The 17,436-nt window shown below is 64.0% G+C and carries 19 protein-coding genes and 1 tRNA gene; 13 read left to right on the forward strand and 7 right to left on the reverse strand.

Annotation, left to right across the window (positions count from 1 at the left end; translation table 11 throughout):
* The first annotated feature begins 91 nt into the window (after positions 1–91).
* Complete coding sequence (locus R4P65_RS28980; protein WP_317829059.1) at positions 92–553, forward strand: MarR family winged helix-turn-helix transcriptional regulator; 462 nt, start codon at positions 92–94, stop codon at positions 551–553.
* On the opposite strand, the gene R4P65_RS28985 is transcribed toward R4P65_RS28980, so the two are convergent.
* From R4P65_RS28985 to R4P65_RS29000, 4 genes are read right to left on the reverse strand one after another with little or no spacing between them, the layout of a single operon-like run.
* Entirely contained in the window at positions 550–1,356 is an 807-nt protein-coding gene (locus R4P65_RS28985) for an SCO1664 family protein (RefSeq protein WP_317829060.1), read from the reverse strand. The genes R4P65_RS28980 and R4P65_RS28985 overlap by 4 nt on opposite strands.
* A 4-nt stretch (positions 1,357–1,360) precedes the next feature.
* Positions 1,361–1,960, reverse strand: coding sequence for a DUF3090 domain-containing protein (locus R4P65_RS28990; protein WP_030537532.1), 600 nt, complete (start codon positions 1,958–1,960; stop codon positions 1,361–1,363).
* A gap of 55 nt (positions 1,961–2,015) precedes the next feature.
* Positions 2,016–2,711 (reverse strand): histidine phosphatase family protein, encoded by a 696-nt coding sequence (locus R4P65_RS28995; protein ID WP_003946173.1) that lies wholly within the window; start codon positions 2,709–2,711, stop codon positions 2,016–2,018.
* A 58-nt stretch (positions 2,712–2,769) separates the two neighbouring features.
* Entirely contained in the window at positions 2,770–3,615 is an 846-nt protein-coding gene (locus R4P65_RS29000) for an undecaprenyl-diphosphate phosphatase (protein WP_230815760.1), read from the reverse strand.
* 228 nt (positions 3,616–3,843) lie between these two features.
* On the opposite strand from R4P65_RS29000, the gene R4P65_RS29005 reads away from it, so the two are divergent.
* The 5 genes from R4P65_RS29005 (at position 3,844) to R4P65_RS29025 (ending at position 8,583) form a co-directional block, all read left to right on the forward strand.
* Positions 3,844–4,779, forward strand: coding sequence for an aldo/keto reductase (locus R4P65_RS29005; RefSeq protein WP_317829061.1), 936 nt, complete (start codon positions 3,844–3,846; stop codon positions 4,777–4,779).
* Positions 4,780–4,871: 92 nt separating this feature from the next.
* A complete protein-coding gene (locus R4P65_RS29010; protein ID WP_283304768.1) occupies positions 4,872–5,558 on the forward strand; it encodes a heme oxygenase (biliverdin-producing) in 687 nt (228 codons plus the stop codon).
* A complete protein-coding gene (locus tag R4P65_RS29015; RefSeq protein ID WP_317829062.1) occupies positions 5,555–6,562 on the forward strand; it encodes a hemin ABC transporter substrate-binding protein in 1,008 nt (335 codons plus the stop codon). Before R4P65_RS29010 ends, R4P65_RS29015 begins: the two co-directional genes overlap by 4 nt.
* Positions 6,563–6,700: 138 nt before the next feature.
* Positions 6,701–7,723, forward strand: a complete 1,023-nt coding sequence (locus R4P65_RS29020; RefSeq protein WP_317829112.1) for an iron ABC transporter permease — start codon at positions 6,701–6,703, stop codon at positions 7,721–7,723.
* Entirely contained in the window at positions 7,720–8,583 is an 864-nt protein-coding gene (locus R4P65_RS29025; RefSeq protein ID WP_317829063.1) for a heme ABC transporter ATP-binding protein, read from the forward strand. Before R4P65_RS29020 ends, R4P65_RS29025 begins: the two co-directional genes overlap by 4 nt.
* Here the strand turns inward: R4P65_RS29025 and R4P65_RS29030 are convergent.
* Positions 8,564–8,986, reverse strand: a complete 423-nt coding sequence (locus R4P65_RS29030; protein WP_317829064.1) for a hypothetical protein — start codon at positions 8,984–8,986, stop codon at positions 8,564–8,566. The two genes, R4P65_RS29025 and R4P65_RS29030, sit on opposite strands and share 20 nt — an antisense overlap.
* A 183-nt stretch (positions 8,987–9,169) precedes the next feature.
* Between R4P65_RS29030 and R4P65_RS29035 the strand changes: the two genes are divergently transcribed.
* From R4P65_RS29035 to R4P65_RS29045, 3 genes are all read left to right on the forward strand, one after another.
* Positions 9,170–10,186 (forward strand): hypothetical protein, encoded by a 1,017-nt coding sequence (locus tag R4P65_RS29035; protein WP_317829065.1) that lies wholly within the window; start codon positions 9,170–9,172, stop codon positions 10,184–10,186.
* Positions 10,186–10,434, forward strand: a complete 249-nt coding sequence (locus R4P65_RS29040) for a DUF5703 family protein (RefSeq protein ID WP_230815692.1) — start codon at positions 10,186–10,188, stop codon at positions 10,432–10,434. Before R4P65_RS29035 ends, R4P65_RS29040 begins: the two co-directional genes overlap by 1 nt.
* 75 nt (positions 10,435–10,509) lie before the next feature.
* Complete coding sequence (locus R4P65_RS29045; RefSeq protein WP_230815693.1) at positions 10,510–11,580, forward strand: quinone-dependent dihydroorotate dehydrogenase; 1,071 nt, start codon at positions 10,510–10,512, stop codon at positions 11,578–11,580.
* Positions 11,581–11,638: 58 nt separating this feature from the next.
* Here the strand turns inward: R4P65_RS29045 and R4P65_RS29050 are convergent, their stop codons facing one another.
* Both R4P65_RS29050 and R4P65_RS29055 read right to left on the reverse strand, forming a co-directional pair.
* Entirely contained in the window at positions 11,639–12,175 is a 537-nt protein-coding gene (locus R4P65_RS29050; RefSeq protein WP_007733394.1) for a YbhB/YbcL family Raf kinase inhibitor-like protein, read from the reverse strand.
* 65 nt (positions 12,176–12,240) lie between these two features.
* A complete protein-coding gene (locus tag R4P65_RS29055) occupies positions 12,241–13,593 on the reverse strand; it encodes a M20/M25/M40 family metallo-hydrolase (RefSeq protein WP_317829066.1) in 1,353 nt (450 codons plus the stop codon).
* Between the two features lie 118 nt (positions 13,594–13,711).
* Between R4P65_RS29055 and R4P65_RS29060 the strand changes: the two genes are divergently transcribed.
* The 4 genes from R4P65_RS29060 (at position 13,712) to R4P65_RS29075 (ending at position 17,331) form a co-directional block, all read left to right on the forward strand.
* Positions 13,712–13,797: transfer RNA gene (locus tag R4P65_RS29060), tRNA-Leu, on the forward strand.
* 108 nt (positions 13,798–13,905) lie between these two features.
* A complete protein-coding gene (locus R4P65_RS29065) occupies positions 13,906–15,447 on the forward strand; it encodes an SDR family NAD(P)-dependent oxidoreductase (protein ID WP_074447104.1) in 1,542 nt (513 codons plus the stop codon).
* 157 nt (positions 15,448–15,604) lie between these two features.
* A complete protein-coding gene (locus R4P65_RS29070; protein ID WP_317829067.1) occupies positions 15,605–16,036 on the forward strand; it encodes a universal stress protein in 432 nt (143 codons plus the stop codon).
* A gap of 44 nt (positions 16,037–16,080) precedes the next feature.
* Positions 16,081–17,331 (forward strand): saccharopine dehydrogenase family protein, encoded by a 1,251-nt coding sequence (locus R4P65_RS29075; protein WP_317829068.1) that lies wholly within the window; start codon positions 16,081–16,083, stop codon positions 17,329–17,331.
* Positions 17,332–17,436: the final 105 nt, after the last annotated feature.

Consider the following 17,436-nt stretch of genomic DNA (forward strand, 5'->3'; position numbering starts at 1 on the left):
TGCTCACTGGGTCTCCAGGGATCGGCAACAGAGAGGACTTGTCGACTATTTTGTTCAGTATGCTGAGTAATTGCAACCGGAAGGCGAAAACATGAGCAGCGACGGCCTGGACGACTGGCCCACCGGCCGACTGTTGTCCACCGCTGCACGCCTGGTAGAGCACTCGTGGGAGAAGGTTCTGCGGTCTCAGGATATGACTCACGCGGGTCTCATCGTGCTCCATTCGATCGCTGGTGGACCGGCGTCGCAACGCGACATCGCGAAGAATGCCCGGGTCACCGATCAGACGATGAGTCGCACGATCGACCGTCTCGAACGAGCGGGTTACGTCACCCGAGACACCGATCCGCGGGACGAGCGTCGGCGCGTGATCGCGATAACCGACGCCGGCCGACGGACGTACGAGCGACTACTGACGCTCGAGAAGGAAGATGCGGCGTTGACCGTCGGGGTCGGGGATGTCGCCGCGCTGCGAGAACAACTACTGCGATTGGTTCGCTCACCCGGATTGAAGACGGCAACTCGCGAACAGCAGGAAAATTCGGGCGATTAGAAAGCAGGCCAGGGAATCGTTCGATGGCCGTTCGGTTCGGGCATCACAGCGGACTCTGCGAACTGCATGGCCCGCACCGCCAAAGCCACGATCTCTTCCTCGGTGATCAGCCCGGACAACTCGTCTCCGAGACCCCCGTCGAGAGTTGTCGCGAATTCGGCGACGTCGGTAATCAAGGCGCCCGGTACGGGCTGCCCGGCCCACCCCCACAACACCGTCCGCAGCTTGTTCTCCGAGTGAAGACAGATTCCGTGATCAACCCCGTACACCGAGCCGTCGACGCCCTCGAGGGCGTGACCACCCTTGCGGTCGGCATTGTTGATGAGGACGTCCAGAACGGCCATGCGTTGCAGCCGCGGATCGTCCGCATGGATGAGGGAGACGGGTTCACCCTCCGAGTCGAAGGCCTGCAGAACCTCGAACCACCCGGGTGGAACATTGCCGGGACTGCACAGGTCGACCATCTCGAGGCCGCCTGATCCGTCCGCGCGGCGATCAACGGTGTCGATCCACCGCTGCACCATTCCTGGACCGAAAGGACCGTCCCGCAACACTGTTCGCGGAATCACTCCCCAGCCCAGCGCCTCGGACACGCGATACGACGCGACCTCACGCCCCGCCAGAGTGCCGTCCGGGAAATCCCACAGGGGACGTTCCCCACGCACCGGCTTGTAGACCACACGGGTGGACTGCTCCCCCAGAGTCGACTCGCACACCAGCGTGGCGTTGCTCGCCGTGGTGATCTGACCGATCAGAGTCAGATCACCCTCGAGCAGAACGTCCGGCACTCCAGGTTCGGCCACGACGTCAGACCTCGTCGTCGTCTGCGTCGTCGATCGCAAAACCGAAGGACTCGCCGCGGCGGTATCCGTTCGTGCGGATGCAGACGTGTCCCTCGGGCGCCAACGGTTCACCACACAGTGGGCACGGCGCGCGTCCTGCCGCGATGACGCGTTCGGACCGCAGCGAAAATTCGCGCGCTTGCTCAGGTGTCAGAAACACACGGACCGCGTCGGGACCGTCGTCAGCGTCGTCGAGGACAACCGATTCGTCGAACTCCGTCTCGCTGACGGCAAGCAGCTCCACGACGACCGCGCCGGCATCGGCGTCCCAACCGAGTCCCATCGTGCCCACCCGGAACTCCGCATCGAGTGGAGTGACCAACGGGCTGAGATCGGAGACGTCGTCGGCTTGCGGCGGAACCTCGGTTCCGAACCGGCGATGTACCTCTTCGAGGAGTAGCCCCATGCGATCGGCAAGAACCTGAACCTGCTGCTTCTCGAGCAGCACACTCACCACCCGTGCTTCGTGCACGGCTTGGAGATAGAAAGACCTGTCACCGGGTTCGCCCACCGTTCCTGCGACAAATCGGTCAGGAGTGCGAAATACGTGAATCGCGCGCGACATTGCACCTCCTCGAGTTCGAGCAGAACATCACTGAGTACCCATTATCCGTCACAGCTCACGCACCGACCTCTCCGCCGGGTACGGACTCCTGCGCGGGAGCCGAGCCGTTGGTCGCGGCCTTCGCTGCACCGATCGCTGCGAGCACGTCTCCGGTGTCGTTGACCCGCAGTACGAACGGCAGCGTGGCCGTGTACCGAATCACGCTGACCGAAGCCGGCTCGGCGACGATGCGCTGGAACGAATCGAGGTGCATCGCAAACGCGTCGGCGAGAACCGATTTGATGACGTCACCGTGCGTGCACGCGATCCAGACGACGTCTTTGCCGTGTTCTTCGGCCAGCCGTGCGTCGTGCTCACGGATCGCGGCAACGGCTCGCGCCTGCACCTGGGCCAGTCCTTCACCGCCCGGGAACACCGCACCGGAAGCGTGGCGCTGCACCACTTTCCAGAGCGGTTCCTCCAGCAGTTCCTTGAGAGGGCGGCCCGTCCAGTCGCCGTAGTCGACCTCGATGAGGCGATCCTCCACCACCGGCGTCAGACCACGGTCGACGGCAATGGGGCCGACCGTCTGCTCGCACCGCAACAGCGGCGAGCGGACGATCTCCGCGATGTCCAGACCGACCAGCCGATCGACGACGCCTTCAGCCTGTTTCCGGCCGTGATCGTCGAGTTCCACACCCGGCGTTCGACCGGCCAGGGTATGGGCAGTGTTGGACGTCGACCGCCCGTGCCGCAGTAGGACAACTGTCATTCCACAACCCTAATGGGGCGGTGGCCCGACGGACGGGTGGTCGACGCCGAAACGGGCTCTATGTCGCGGACACGACCCCTGTGGCCAGCAGCGCAAGGACGACTACGCCGAGAGCGATTCTGTATCCGACGAACCAGTACATGGAGTGATTCACCACGAAGCGAAGCAGCCAGGCGATTGCTGCGTAGCCGACCGCGAAGGCGATGACGGTCGCCACGAGCAACTGCGGGCCGCTCGCGTTCAGGCCCTCACCTGCCGGTTCGAAAGCGTCCGGAAGGCTGAACAGGCCGGAGGCGAGAACTGCCGGAATCGCCAAGAGGAACGAGTAGCGAGCTGCGGCCTCACGGGTGAGCCCGAGGAAGAGACCGGCGCTGATCGTGCCACCGGAGCGCGAGACGCCCGGGATGAGCGCGAGTGCCTGCGCCGAACCCATGATGATGCCGTCTCGCGCTGTGAGCGTTTCGATGGGCCGAGTCTTGCGCCCGTAGTACTCGGCAGCGGCAATGACAAGCGCGAACACGATCAGCATTGTGGCGATCAACCACAGATTGCGTGCGCCGGTACGGATCTGGTCTTTGAAGAAGAAGCCGAGGATGCCGACCGGAATGGTGCCGATGATGACGTACCAACCCATGCGGTAGTCGAGATCGCCCCGGTGCTCGGCGTTGAACACACCCCGGAACCAGGCAGTGATGATCCTCACGATGTCCCGCGCAAAATAGATCAGCACTGCCAGCTCGGTGCCGAGCTGCGTCACCGCGGTGAAGGACGCACCGGCGTCGCTGCCGAAGAATATCTCCGACACGATTCGCAAATGTCCGGAAGACGAGATGGGCAGAAACTCGGTCAATCCCTGCACGAGGCCCAGGATCACGGCCTGGAGCCAGGTCATCGCTTCGCCCATCACTCACCGATCCCGGCTGATTCGAATGGGGTTACTGCACACAGGTTTCGTGTGTCGGGTTCACGTTTCACCGGCGCCACGCTACCGGTGCTCACTGCCGCGCGCCGCGCCCGGCACGTCCGTGTCCGAATACCCCGACTCGGGGCGAGCGCCCACTAGTCTGCACGTGGTGAGATCTCTCGGGTGCCGCACTTGCGCACACGAGTCGGGCGCGAGATGCAGGCGGTTATGAAGCACAGATCTGTCGGAACGAGCGGACTTCGGGTCTCGCGACTTGGACTCGGCACACTGACATGGGGACGCGACACGGACGGTGACGAGGCTGCGGCGCAGCTGCTCGCCTTCGCCGAGGCCGGCGGAACCTTGGTCGACACCTCGCCCGCGTACGGCGCCGGTGCGGCGCAACGGATCCTCGCCGAGTTGCTCGACGACGTCGTTCCGCGTGACGAACTCATCATCAGCTCGAGCGCCGGAATCGATCCCACTCCGATCGGCACCGACCGCGTCGACTGCTCGCGGCGCGGATTGCTCCGCCAACTCGATGCGACTCTTCGTGAACTCGGAACCGACTTCCTCGACATGTGGCAGGTCGCAACCTGGGATCCGCTCACGCCCGTCGACGAGGTTGCAGCAACCCTCGACTACGCGGTCGCGAGCGGCAAGGTGCGGTACGTCGGGGTGCGCGGCTACCTCGGCTGGCAGCTAGCGACGGCCGTCGGAGCCGGTGGCGCAACAACACTCGCCGCGACGCAGGCCGAATACTCACTGCTCGCACGCGGCGTCGAGGAGGAATTGTTCGCAGCGGCCGCCCATCACGGCGTCGGAGTGTTCGCCGCCGTACCCCTCGCGGGCGGCGTGCTGACCGGCAAATACCGCGACGGCATTCCCGTCGATTCCCGCGGCGCCGACGAAGCACATTCACAGGACGTTCAGAGCTACCTCACCGATTCCTCGATCCGGGTGGTCGACGCCGTCGTTACCGCCGCCGACGGTCTGGGTACTTCCCCACTGGCGGTGGCACTGGCCTGGGCGCGCGATCGTGCCGGGGTGGCCAGTGCCGTCGTCGGTACGCGTGATCTCGCCCAGTTGACAGGAGTACTGGCAACCGAAGAATTGGAACTGCCGAAAGCGATTGCAGCGGCTCTCGACGACGTGAGCGCTTAGTTCGTCCCGCTGATCGAAATACCGAAGGTATCGCCTTGGCGAGGGCAGGCTAACCTAGTAGGCAACGCTTTACTACAGCCTCAGGAGAATCCATGACCACGCTCGACGCAGACAGCCTTTCCGCAGACGCAGGCCCCGCCTTCTCCGAACGAATCAAGACAGAGACGGACGCAGCGCACCGCGAGACCGAGCAGTCGCGTTTCGTGGGTGCTCTGCTCGGCGGTGAGCTGACCACCGCAGGCTATGCCGCGCTTCTGGGACAGACCTACCTCGTTTACACCAGCCTTGAAGAGGCAGGCCGCACACACGCCGACAACGAGTTGGTCACTCCGTTCCTGTCCGAGGATCTGCTGCGGGTGGCTTCACTCGAGGCCGATCTCGAATTCCTCGGCGGACCGAACTGGCGCGACGAACTCGTGGCACTGCCGGCAACCGAGCGCTACATCGCGCGGCTGAAGGAGGTGGCGTTCGACTGGCCCGCCGGCTTCGTCGCACACCATTACTTGCGCTACATGGGCGATCTGTCCGGCGGACAGATCATCCGCCGCATGCTCGAGCGCGCCTACGGATTCGAGACCGACGGACTTCGCTTCTACATCTTCGAAGGCATCCCCAAGCCGAAGCCCTTCAAGGACGATTACCGCTCGAATCTGGATGCACTGCAGATTCCCGCCGAGGAACAGCAGCGTTTCATCGACGAGGTGAATCTGGCGTACCGCCTCAACGGCGACCTGTTCGCCGACCTCGAAGGCGACATCGAGAGCTACCTCGTCAAATGATGAAGCGCTTGGCCGCGGCGGCACTGGTCGCAGCAGCCGGTTTCGGTCTGGTGGCTTGCGGGTCCAGCGACAATTCCACGACATCTCTGGGTGCCCGGACCGCGGTACTCGAAGATTCCAGCCCGGTTCCCGTGTCCGACAACCCGACCGCAACACTGCCCGTGACGGTGAAGAGCTTCGACGGCGTCGACGTGACCATCACCGACAACAGCCGGATCGTTGCGGCCGACCGCTACGGGACGCTCGCGACGACGACGGTGGCGCTCGGCCTCGGTGACAATCTTGTCGGCCGCGACACCGCAGCCAAGTTCCCCGCAGTCGCGGATGTGCCGGTTGTCACGGTCGGCGGCCAATCGCTCAATACCGAGGCGATCCTCGACCTCGATCCCACCGTGGTTCTCACCGACACGAGTATCGGGCCCAAGAGCGTCCAGGATCAGTTGCGTGCCGCCGGTGTTCCAGTCGTCTTCTTCGATCCGACCCGAACACTCGAGGGTGTGCCGGGACAACTCCAGGCCGTCGCCGACGCGCTCGGCGTCCCCGCCCAGGGCGCGGCGCTGGTCGATCGGACGGAATCGGAGATCGATGGAGCTCGTGATCTGGTCCCTACCGAGGGTGATCCACTGAAGATCGCGTTCCTTTACATGCGCGGATCGGCCATCACCATGATCGGCGGTGAAGGGTCCGGAGCAGATTCCTTGATCGAGGCACTCGGCGCCACCGATGCAGGAACCGCCTCGGGCATCACACAACAGTTCGTGCCCATCACCAGCGAGGCGCTCATTGCCGCCGCACCGGACGCCCTGCTCATGATGACGGACGGGTTGGCATCGATCGGCGGTATCGACGGCCTCGAAAAGGTCCCTGGCATTGCTCAGACACCGGCTGGAAAGAACAAACGAGTAGTCGACATGGAGGACGGCGTGTTGCTCAGCTTCGGGCCGAACACCGGACGTGTCATGGCGGCACTTGCCGAAGCGATCTACGAGCCCGGTGGATCGTGAGCAGAGATTTGTGAGTGCTGATTCGTGAGTACAGAAACAGATAGTTCCGACCCAGGTAAGACTGGGTCCGCAGCCGAGGATTCACACGACGTCAAGGGCGCCGACAAGTCGGCGTCTGGCCCCGCGTCGCGGTCGCGGGTGAGTGCGGTTCTGATCAGCTTGACTCTCGCTTTGGTGATCGTCGCAGTGCTGTCGGCGTGCATCGGTCAGGTTCCGACGTCGCCACTCGAGGTTTTGGGCAGCATCCTGCACCGCATCGGGCTCGATCTCGGTCCGATGCCCGCACATCCCAGCGGTGAAGTGACCTTGTGGGAGGTTCGTTTCCCCCGCGTCGTGCTCGCCATCTGTGTCGGCGCGGCGCTGGGATGTTCCGGTGCGCTTCTGCAAGGTGTGTTCTCCAATCCGCTGGCCGAGCCCGGAGTGATCGGAGTGTCCGCGGGTGCGGCGGTCGGCGCGAGCGCTGTCATCGTCGTCGGCGGCACGTTCGTGGCCGGTTGGGCTGTAGCTGCCGCGGCGTTCGTCGCCGGACTGGTCACCACCGCTGCGGTGTATCTGCTCGCTCGGCACGAGGGAAGAACCGAAGTGGTGACTCTGGTGCTGACCGGCGTTGCGATCAACGCGTTCGCCGGCGGTCTCATCGCCTTCTTCACCTTCGTCGCCAGCCCGTCTGCTCGCGATCAGATCGTGTTCTGGCAACTCGGCTCACTCAACGGCGCTTCCTGGAACGCAGTCCTGATCGTGGCCCCGATGACCGTCGTCGGGATCGCCACGACGATGATGATCGCCCCACGCCTGGACCTGCTGGCGCTCGGTGAACACGCGGCCCGTCACCTGGGCGTCAACGTCGAACGGCTGCGCCAGTTCGCGGTACTGATCGTCGCTCTCCTGGTCTCCGCGAGTGTTGCCTTCACCGGCATCATCCTCTTCGTCGGTCTGGTCGTTCCGCACCTGATGCGCATTCTCGTCGGACCTGGCCACCGCGCGCTGATTCCCGCGAGCGCCCTCGCCGGCGCACTGGTTCTGCTGGTCGCAGACCTCGGCTCGCGGTCGCTGATCGACAACGCGGACCTGCCCCTCGGAATGCTGACCGCTCTGGTGGGTGGACCGTTCTTCTTCTGGCTTCTCCGACGCACTCGCGCACAACAGGGCGGGTGGGCATGAGCAACCTCGTACGAAACTGGCGCGAACTCTTCGGGCGCGTCACCCCCGAACCGGAGAGCCCTGGCGTCGGTGATGTCACCCTCGAGGCACGCGACATCACCGTCGAGCGCGGTGGTCGGCACATTCTCGAAGGCGTGTCCATCGAAGTCCGGGCCGGAGAAGTCGTCGTCCTCGTCGGACCGAACGGCGCCGGTAAGTCGACACTTCTTGCGGCGTTGGCCGGTGATCAGCCCGTCGTCGCGGGGCGGGTGGACGTCGACGGCACCGACCTCACTCAGTGGTCGCCGATCGACATGGCGCGCCGACGCGCGGTGCTCCCCCAGAAACACACCATCGGATTTTCGTTCAGTGCTCGCCAGGTCGTTCGCATGGGACGCGCACCCTGGGCCGGAACTCGCCGAGAAGACCGCGACGGCGCTGCCATCACCGCGGCGATGAAGACCTGCGATGTCGAGGGGTTCGCCAATCGGCCGTTTGCCGTGCTGTCCGGCGGCGAGCAGGCGCGAGTCGCACTTGCGCGGGTACTGGCGCAGGAGACGTCGACCATCCTGCTGGACGAACCGACGGCAGCACTCGATCTCGGACACCAGGAGGCGGTGATGTCCGTGGCGCGCGCCCGCGCTGCGGACGGCGATGCCGTCGTCGTCGTGTTGCACGATCTCGCATTGGCGGCGGCGTACGCGGATCGGATCGTCGTGCTCGAAAATGGCCGCATCGCCGCTGACGGTCCCCCGGAATCGGTGCTGCACGAAGAGCTTCTGACCCGCGTCTACGGATATCCGGTCGAGGTGTTCCCGCATCCGAAGACCGGAGCGACCCTGGTGATCCCGCGCCGAGAATTCACCGAACAGAATCGATGATCGATCCCAGCCTGTTGAGGACGGCTCTCACCGTCGGCAGGCTGCGACCGTCGCCTTCACGAACTCCGTCACCGGGACCGGGCTGTGACCAATCAGTCTCCGTCGACAGAACTGCGTCGCGGACCACACCGGCGATGCTTCGCTCGTCGGTCAGATCGATATCGGTCACCGATCGCTCGGCCGTAGCGATGACATCCGACGGGGTCGGCACACTGTGCTCGCAGTATTCGCCGTAAACCTCGACGAACAACACGCTCTTGCGTACGCGGAACGCGAAAGTCCGACCGTCGGACCTGCCGAAACCATGTGCGTGAGCGCCGACGGTGAGGTCCTCGATCTCGAAGCCCGGCCGCGCCGGTTCGGGCGACTGCGCGCCGGAATCGGTGGGTTCTGTGGGAATCACAATGATCTCCTCGGTGATTGCAGCGTCAACCGCAATCGCTGTTCGTACGGTATCGCGTCAAGGGTGTGAGCGGAATGGTCGGTAGTTCCTCGACGCGATGAACGGCGCCCGACTGCGATCAGGGATGATCGATGACAGTCGCACTGCGTGAAGAACAGATGACAAGAAAACGAGGAACTACACATGGCTCGCCTAGGGATCCGCACCACTGCAGCAGCAATGGGGGCGGCGGTTCTGCTGGTCACAGGATGTTCTTCCGGAGATGACCTCATCACGATCGATCCCGCTACGGCCGCGGTCTCGCCGGCCACCACCAGCACCCCGGACGGCGTGGTTCACCCGTATTCAGGTCTGATCGATTCCATCACATTCGACCCGATCACGCGCAGCGCTGTGGTGGTTGCCAACAACCCACGCTCGGTGCTGGTCGTTCCTGCGGACAGCTTGGCCGGCGCCGACCCCGCCTCTGCAGGTCGTCCGACAGCCCTGGATTCCGACGTACGCGACGTTTCGATCGCCGCTGACGGCAACGCGCTGCTGTCGATGGATCGCCAGGTAGGCAAGCTGAATCTGGCCTCAGGCGAACTGACGACCATCCCGGTCGACGGCCAGGCGAATTCCGCGGTCGAGCTGACCGACGGCCGTATCGCGATCGGCACGGACAATGGTTCAGTTCACATCGTCGACCCGAAGACCGATCAGTCACAGAAGGTTTCGGGATTCGCATCCGTCGACGAACTTGCGGTCACCGGCGACAACTTGAGCGCCCTCGATCACCGTCAGACCTCGCTGACGGCGATCAATCTCGAAGACGGCAAACTCGGCGTCGCCCTCCGTGCCGGTGAGGGCGCAACTCATCTGGCCACCGATCGCTTCGGACGCATTCTGGTCACCGACACCACCGGCAACGAACTGCTCGTCTTCACTGCCGATCCGCTCCTGATGCACCAGCGCTACCCCGTCGGCGAGTCACCGTACGCCGTTGCCTACGACGAAACCGCGGATCGCGTGTGGGTCACGCTCACCGCGACCAACGAGGTAGTCGGCTTCGACCTGTCGTCCGGCATCCCCGTGGAGACCAGACGGTTCAAGACGGTGCGACAGCCGAATTCGTTGGCCGTAGACTCTTCCAACGGCAATCTGATCGTCGGATCGGCAACCGGTGACGGGCTGCAGGTCATCCCGTCACGGGAGAACTGATGGAAAAGCGTGCGCGCGGGATCCCCGCGCCGTGGGAAACGTCGGACGACAAGTTCGACTACGTGCCACTCCGGCTACCGCCGAACGTTTCGCGGGTCACGGCGTCGATGCGGCTGGCGATCTCCGCCGAGTTCGGCGGGTGGGAACTCTCCCGCGTTCGTCTCTACCCCGACGGCAGCCGACGTGTGCTTCTCAAGCGCAAGAAGACGCCGCTGCACGTGACCGATCCGGACGGCATTCAGCACTGATCGTTCGAGATACGAACAAGATCCGCCGCCGTCGAAGCCGCTGACAACATCACACCACCGAAGAGCTGGAGAATCGTGTACCAACTGCTGCTGAGCCTGATGTTCCGTGTACCACCGGAACGCATCCACCACATTGCCTTCACCGCGATGAAACTGGTGACACGGTTCGCTCCCCTTCGCTGGCTGGTCTCGAAAGTTCTTGTAGTCGACGACCCGGTATTGCGCAGTCAGGCGTTCGGTCTGACGTTCCCGGCACCTCTCGGCCTGGCGGCCGGGTTCGACAAGGACGCCACCGGAGTCGACGCCTGGGGCCCGTTGGGCTTTGGTTTCGCCGAGGTCGGAACCGTGACGGCCCAGGCTCAGCCCGGTAACCCCGCGCCGCGTCTGTTCCGGCTTCCGGCCGACCACGCTCTGATCAACCGGATGGGCTTCAACAATCACGGCGCCGGTCATGCAGCCAACTTCCTGCGGCAGCGCCGCGTCACGGTGCCGATCGGCGCGAACATCGGCAAGACCAAGATCGTCGAAGCCGCCGACGCCGCTGCCGACTACACCGCCAGCGCGCAGCTTCTGGGTCCGCTGGCCGACTTCATGGTCGTGAATGTCAGCTCGCCGAACACACCCGGACTCCGTGATCTGCAGGCCGTCGAATCACTGCGCCCGATCCTGCAGGCCGTGCTCGACACCGTCAGCGTGCCGGTACTGGTGAAGATCGCTCCCGATCTCTCCGACGAGGACGTCGACGCTGTCGCCGATCTGGCAGTCGAACTAGGACTTGCCGGAATCGTCGCGACCAACACCACGATCCGCCGCGACGGATTGAAGACCCCGGACGCCGAGGTTGCTGCACTCGGCGCGGGCGGGCTGTCCGGCGCACCGGTTGCGGAGCGCTCGCTCGAGGTACTTCGGCGGCTGTACGCCCGAGTCGGCGACAAGATGACCATCATCTCGGTCGGCGGTATCGAGACAGCCGATCAGGCGTGGGAGCGCATCCTCGCCGGCGCGACGCTGGTGCAGGGATACACCGGCTTCATCTACGGCGGACCCTTCTGGGCCCGCAGCATCCACAAAGGCATTGCCAAGCGCGTGCGCGCAGCGGGCTTCTCGTCAATTGCCCAGGCAGTCGGAGCTGAGAACCCTCGTTAGAAACTGCTGTTCGCCTTTGTTAACCGCCCGCGGTTAACAAAGGCGAACAGCGGGGTGATTATTCGACCTCGAACGTCCCGGTCAGGGTTGCACGCGCAATCGCGTGATGGAACACGTTGAAACCGAGGAACGCCGGCGACGAGTCAGGGGTGACTCCGTCGAGCGTCTCCACGTCGAGGGCATGAACCGCGACGATGTAGCGATGCGGACCGTGTCCGGGAGGCGGGCCTGCCCCGATGAAACCGAATCCGCCGCCGTCGTGGCGGAGGGTGACGGTTCCCGCGGGCAGGACATCGCTGTCCGCCGCGCCGGCACCAGCGGGGAGTTCGGTGACGGAAGCGGGGATGTTCGCCACGGCCCAGTGCCAGAACCCCGACGCAGTCGGTGCGTCCGGATCGAACACTGTCACGACGAAGCTCTTCGTCTCGGCCGGAAAGCCCGACCACGAGAGCTGCGGTGAGATGTCTTCGCCACCGGGGACACCGAAGGCTCCACTGGCCTGAGCAAGCTTCAGCGGCTGGCCCGCAGTGATGTCGTCACTGGTCAACTCGAAACTCGGCAACTTCGGCAATGGTTCGTACGGATCGTGCGCCATGCGAATCCTTTCTGTGACAAGAGAGCTCGATGTGCGTCGAGCTCACGGATCTATCCACGTGCTCGTCAGGAATTGAGCAGGAAATGTTCCAGAACACGTGTCCCGAACAGTAGTGCGTCCACCGGAACCCGCTCGTCGACGCCGTGGAACAGCGCACTGAAATCGAGCTCGGGCGGCAACTGCAACGGTGCGAAGCCGAAGCAGCGAATGCCCAGTTTCGCGAATGCCTTCGCATCGGTTCCGCCGGAGAGCATGTACGGAACTGTGCGAGCCTCCGGATCATGGGCGAGGATCGCCTCGTTCATCGCGTCGACGAGATGGCCGTCGAACGTCGTCTCGTACGAATCCAGCTTGGTGATCCACTCGCGGGTCACGTCGGGGCCGATCAGTTGATCCACCGTGCGCTCGAATTCGGCCTGACGTCCCGGCAGCACGCGGCAGTCGAAGACCGCCTCGGCCGTCTGCGGAATGACGTTTGCCTTGTATCCGGCCTTGAGCATCGTCGGGTTCGCGGTGTCACGGAACGTCGCGCCGATGATGTTGGCGATCGTGCCCAGCTTCGCGAGGGTCCCGTCGATGTCGGGTGATCCCGGATCGAAGTCCAATCCGGTCTCCTCGCCGACGGCGGTGAGGAACTCGGCAACCGAATCCGAGATCACGATCGGGAACTGGTGGGCAGCAAGCCTCGAGACCGCGCCGGCGAGTGTCGCGACCGCGTTGTCGTCGTGGAGGAAGGAGCCGTGCCCGGCGCGTCCCTTGGCGGTCAGACGCATCCAACCGAGACCTTTTTCCGCAGTCTCCACGAGATAGAGCCGGCGGTCGGTTCCGTCAGGCCGCGGGACCGTCAGCGAGAAGCCGCCGACCTCACCGACGGCTTCGGTCACTCCCTCGAACAGATCCGGGCGGTTCTCGACCAGCCACTGGCAGCCGTACTTTCCGCCCGCTTCCTCGTCCGCCACGAAGGCGAACACCAGATCACGCGGCGGTACGACGCCTTCCGCCTTGAACTGTCTGGCGAGGGCCAGGATCATCCCGACCATGTCCTTCATGTCCACGGCGCCGCGCCCCCAGACGTAACCGTCCTGGACGGTGCCGGCAAAGGGGTGCACGCTCCAGTCGGCGGGCTCGGCCGGGACGACGTCGAGGTGACCGTGAAGCATCAGCGCACCGCGACCCGACTCGGCTCCCTTCAAGCGAGCAAAAACGTTCCCGCGTCCGGGTGCGCCGGACTCGACGTATTCCGTCTCGTAACCGACTTCTCGAAGCTGCGCGGCAACCCACTCCGCGCACGCACGCTCGCCCTTGGTGGTTTCGAGTTCTCCCGTGTTCGAGGTGTCGAAGCGAATGAGGGAACTGACCAGTTCGACTACTTCTGCTTCGGCTCTGCTCGGATTCGGATTATTCGGGGTTGTGGTCATTCCACTTTCCTACCATCGAATCAAACGACGCGGGCGACCGGAATGCCCCGCAACCTGGCGATTTGGGGCAGCTCACCTAATCGGATACTCTTTCCCAGCACCGAGAAATCGGGGCCGAGTCCGAGTGGCGGAATGGCAGACGCGCTAGCTTGAGGTGCTAGTGTCCTATTAACGGACGTGGGGGTTCAAGTCCCCCCTCGGACACTCTGTGTTGAGACAGACAGGAAAAGCTCCGGTTCATCGAACCGGAGCTTTTCTCGTAATTGGCGAAGTTCCCGAACCAGGGAGCAGTCCGCGCGAGCGGCGATCGAGATGGAACAGAAGTTCGAAGTGGATACAGACACCAAGAAGTCGGATGCACTGCAGGCAGATTCGCTGGAAACAGCCGATTCGGAATCTGCGCGAGCCGAACTCACCGGACTCGACCCCGCAGAACTCGAAATCTGCTTGAAGGTCCTTTCCGAAGCCGCCGAACTCGACGACGAGCATCCCGATTCGATCACCATGCAGCGCGCTGTCGGCCATCTGTTCAAGCGACTCAAGAAGAAGCGCCGCCTCGCTTCGCGCGCAGCCGTCAACGAAGCCGACCGCCAAGTAGTCGCCGCGACGGCGACCGGTTCACCCGATCGCATCGACGACGAAACCGCCGGCATTCCGATCAAGTCGAACACCGCGGGCGCTTCCGCCGGCACGCTCATCAAGGCGCGGCCGTGCTACATCTGCAAGCAGCGCTACACCGCAGTCGACGCCTTCTACCACCAACTGTGCCCCGATTGCGCTGCCACCAGCCGCAGCAAACGTGACGCGAGCACTGATCTCACCGGCCGACGCGCACTTCTCACCGGCGGCCGCGCGAAGATCGGCATGTACATCGCGTTGCGCCTGCTGCGTGACGGCGCACATCTGACGATCACGACGCGATTCCCCAACGATGCGATCCGCCGATTCAAGGCGATGGAAGACAGCAACGACTGGATTCATCGTCTTCGCATCGTCGGCATCGACCTCCGCGACCCCGCCCAGGTTGTTGCACTCGCGGATTCTGTTGCCGCACAGGGTCCACTCGACATCCTCATCAACAACGCCGCACAAACAGTTCGACGCTCCCCCGGTGCTTACGGCGCTTTGGTGGACGCCGAGTCCGGTGCACTACCTGCCGGTGAACTGCCAGATGTCCTGACCTTCGGCAAGACGAGCGACGCTCACCCCGCGGCGCTGGCCGGATCGCTGTCGGACGTCGCGAGTATCACCTCCGGAAATCTCTCGGCCGACGCGGTCAGCTCGCTCGCTCTCGTCGCCAAGTCGGCGTCGCCCGATCGCATCGAGCAGGGCATCGCCATCGACGCGGGCGGGCTGCTGCCCGACCTCGCGCACACCAACAGCTGGGTCCAGACCGTCGAAGAGGTCGATCCGATCGAGCTTCTCGAAGTCCAGCTCTGCAACTCGGTCGCGCCCTTCATCCTCGTTTCGCGCTTGCGCCCGTCGATGGCCGCGGCCGCTGCACGACGCAAGTACGTCGTGAATGTTTCCGCCATGGAGGGCCAGTTCAGCCGCGCGTACAAGGGGCCCGGCCACCCGCACACCAACATGGCCAAGGCAGCACTGAACATGCTGACCCGCACCAGCTCCAAGGAAATGCTCGACGACGGCATCCTCATGACCGCCGTCGACACCGGCTGGATCACCGACGAACGCCCGCACTTCACCAAGATGCGTCTGGCCGACGAAGGTTTTCACGCACCACTCGACCTCGTCGACGGTGCCGCCCGTGTCTACGACCCCATCGTTCAGGGTGAACTGGGCGTCGACCTACACGGCTGCTTCCTCAAGGACTACAAACCTTCGCCGTGGTGATGGGTGGCACGCCGCCTTCGTGATGGGCGGCACGCCCGCGCCCCGTTGTGGCGATTTCGTCACCGCCAAACCCCCGTGTCGAGCAGCTCATTTCAGGTAGGGCACAGCATTGCAGGCGATAATGGACTGCGAACCTGCTCACCGACTCGGAGGAACCATGACGATCGCCGTCGTACACAAGGACAGCCCGGAAGGCCGCGCCGCAATCGTGGCCGCTGCACGGGAATCCGTGGGTCGAAGCGAGGAACTCCTGGTTCTGCACGTCCTGGACGACGTCAACATCGGAGACACCGTCAGCATCGGAAACATCGAGGATGATCGGGCCGCTCTTCGCGGCGAGATCCAGTCGGCACTCGACGCCGGTGGATTCTCGGAGACGAAGTGGGATCTGCGCACCACCGAGCACGACGGCGATCCGGTGACCGCGCTCGTGAACCTGGTCCACGGCGCGGGTGTCGATCTCCTGATCGTCGGAACACGCCGGATGTCCCCCATCGGCAAGTTCCTCCTCGAACGCCCGCTGCAGCGTCTCCTGCTCGAAGTGGAGGCTCCGATCCTCGTCGTCAAGGAACCCCTCCCTGCTGAGTGACCTCGGTCACATCACTTTCGAGTGCGCGTTTGTAGGCTGGCTCCATGACTGGAACCTCGCCCGCCCGAGAACTCGACATCATCGTCTACGGAGCGAGCGGCTTCGTCGGAAAGCTACTCGCCGACTACCTCGTCAAACATGCTCCCGAAGGCACGAAAATCGGCCTCGGTGGCCGCTCCCTCGAGAAGTTGGCAGCCACTCGCGCCGATCTGGGTACCGCCGCTGCCGATCTCCCCCTGATCATCGCCGACGCCGACGACGCCACCGCATTGAAGGCGCTCGCGCAGCGAACTCGGGTCGTCGCCACCACGGTCGGCCCGTACGCCAAGTACGGTCACACCCTTGTTCACGAATGCGCCTCCGCCGGAACTCATTACGTTGATCTCACCGGAGAGGTGCTGTTCCATCGCGAGAGCATCGACGCCAATCACGAGCTCGCGGTCTCGACCGGCGCAAAGATCGTGCATTCCTGCGGATTCGATTCCATCCCTTCCGATCTCGGAGTTCACGTCCTCCACGAGAAGGTCGCCGCCGACGGCGCCGGCGAGCTCACCGACACAACCCTGGTGGTCACGGCACTGCGCGGCGGCGTCAGCGGTGGCACGATCGATTCGCTTCGCAACCAGATCGACGTGTCGAAAGACGATGCGCGCCTGCGGAAACTCGCCGCCTCGCCGTACTCACTGAGCCCCGATCGTGATCGGGAGCCCGAACTCGGACGCCAAAGCGACGTGAGCGTGGTCGACGGCAAGAAGATCGATCCTTCGCTGAAGGGGTGGAAGGCACCGTTCGTGATGGCGTCGTACAACACACGAGTCGTCCGTCGCAGCAATGCGCTCCGAGAGTGGGCGTACGGCAAGAAGTTCAAGTACAGCGAGGTGATGAGTGTCGGTTCTTCGGTGGTGTCACCGGTAATCGCGGGCGGAGTGGCGGTCGGCCTCGGTGCGCTGGTCGCCGGACTCGCCCTTCCCCCGACGCGCTTCCTTCTCGACAAGGTATTGCCGGCTCCCGGCGAAGGTCCGAGCGAGAGCACCCAGAAGAAGGGGCACTTCACGCTCGATGTGTTCACCACGACCACGACCGGCGCTCGATACACCTCACGAGTGAAGGCGAAGGGCGACCCGGGATACAGCGCGACGGCGGTAATGCTCGGCGAATCTGCGTTGTCGTTGGCGAAGGACCACAAGGATCTCCCCCCGGCCACCGGCGTTTTGACACCCGCGACAGCGCTCGGCGACGTCCTGGTCGAGCGTCTACGCGCGGCTGGTTTCGAGATTTCCGCACGCAAACTCTAGACAGAACGAATTTCACTTGATCGTTTCAGCTCTTCGCGCCCGATTATCGCAGCTCAGGGCGCGGACAGCGGTGGGAATACTCCCAGGTAACATTGATGTTGGTTC

Source organism: Rhodococcus sp. IEGM 1318, from assembly GCF_033142465.1.
Classification (GTDB): Bacteria; Actinomycetota; Actinomycetes; order Mycobacteriales; family Mycobacteriaceae; genus Rhodococcus_F; species Rhodococcus_F qingshengii_B.

Bases quoted from the DNA above. Each gene is read 5' to 3' on its own strand.
- R4P65_RS28980 (WP_317829059.1), top strand. From the start codon at position 92: ATGAGCAGCGACGGCCTGGACGACTGGCCCACCGGCCGACTGTTGTCC.
- R4P65_RS28990 (WP_030537532.1), bottom strand. From the start codon at position 1,960: ATGTCGCGCGCGATTCACGTATTTCGCACTCCTGACCGATTTGTCGCA.
- R4P65_RS28995 (WP_003946173.1), bottom strand. From the start codon at position 2,711: ATGACAGTTGTCCTACTGCGGCACGGGCGGTCGACGTCCAACACTGCC.
- R4P65_RS29000 (WP_230815760.1), bottom strand. From the start codon at position 3,615: ATGGGCGAAGCGATGACCTGGCTCCAGGCCGTGATCCTGGGCCTCGTG.
- R4P65_RS29005 (WP_317829061.1), top strand. From the start codon at position 3,844: ATGAAGCACAGATCTGTCGGAACGAGCGGACTTCGGGTCTCGCGACTT.
- R4P65_RS29010 (WP_283304768.1), top strand. From the start codon at position 4,872: ATGACCACGCTCGACGCAGACAGCCTTTCCGCAGACGCAGGCCCCGCC.
- R4P65_RS29015 (WP_317829062.1), top strand. From the start codon at position 5,555: ATGATGAAGCGCTTGGCCGCGGCGGCACTGGTCGCAGCAGCCGGTTTC.
- R4P65_RS29025 (WP_317829063.1), top strand. From the start codon at position 7,720: ATGAGCAACCTCGTACGAAACTGGCGCGAACTCTTCGGGCGCGTCACC.
- R4P65_RS29035 (WP_317829065.1), top strand. From the start codon at position 9,170: ATGGCTCGCCTAGGGATCCGCACCACTGCAGCAGCAATGGGGGCGGCG.
- R4P65_RS29040 (WP_230815692.1), top strand. From the start codon at position 10,186: ATGGAAAAGCGTGCGCGCGGGATCCCCGCGCCGTGGGAAACGTCGGAC.
- R4P65_RS29050 (WP_007733394.1), bottom strand. From the start codon at position 12,175: ATGGCGCACGATCCGTACGAACCATTGCCGAAGTTGCCGAGTTTCGAG.
- R4P65_RS29055 (WP_317829066.1), bottom strand. From the start codon at position 13,593: ATGACCACAACCCCGAATAATCCGAATCCGAGCAGAGCCGAAGCAGAA.
- R4P65_RS29065 (WP_074447104.1), top strand. From the start codon at position 13,906: ATGGAACAGAAGTTCGAAGTGGATACAGACACCAAGAAGTCGGATGCA.
- R4P65_RS29070 (WP_317829067.1), top strand. From the start codon at position 15,605: ATGACGATCGCCGTCGTACACAAGGACAGCCCGGAAGGCCGCGCCGCA.
- R4P65_RS29075 (WP_317829068.1), top strand. From the start codon at position 16,081: ATGACTGGAACCTCGCCCGCCCGAGAACTCGACATCATCGTCTACGGA.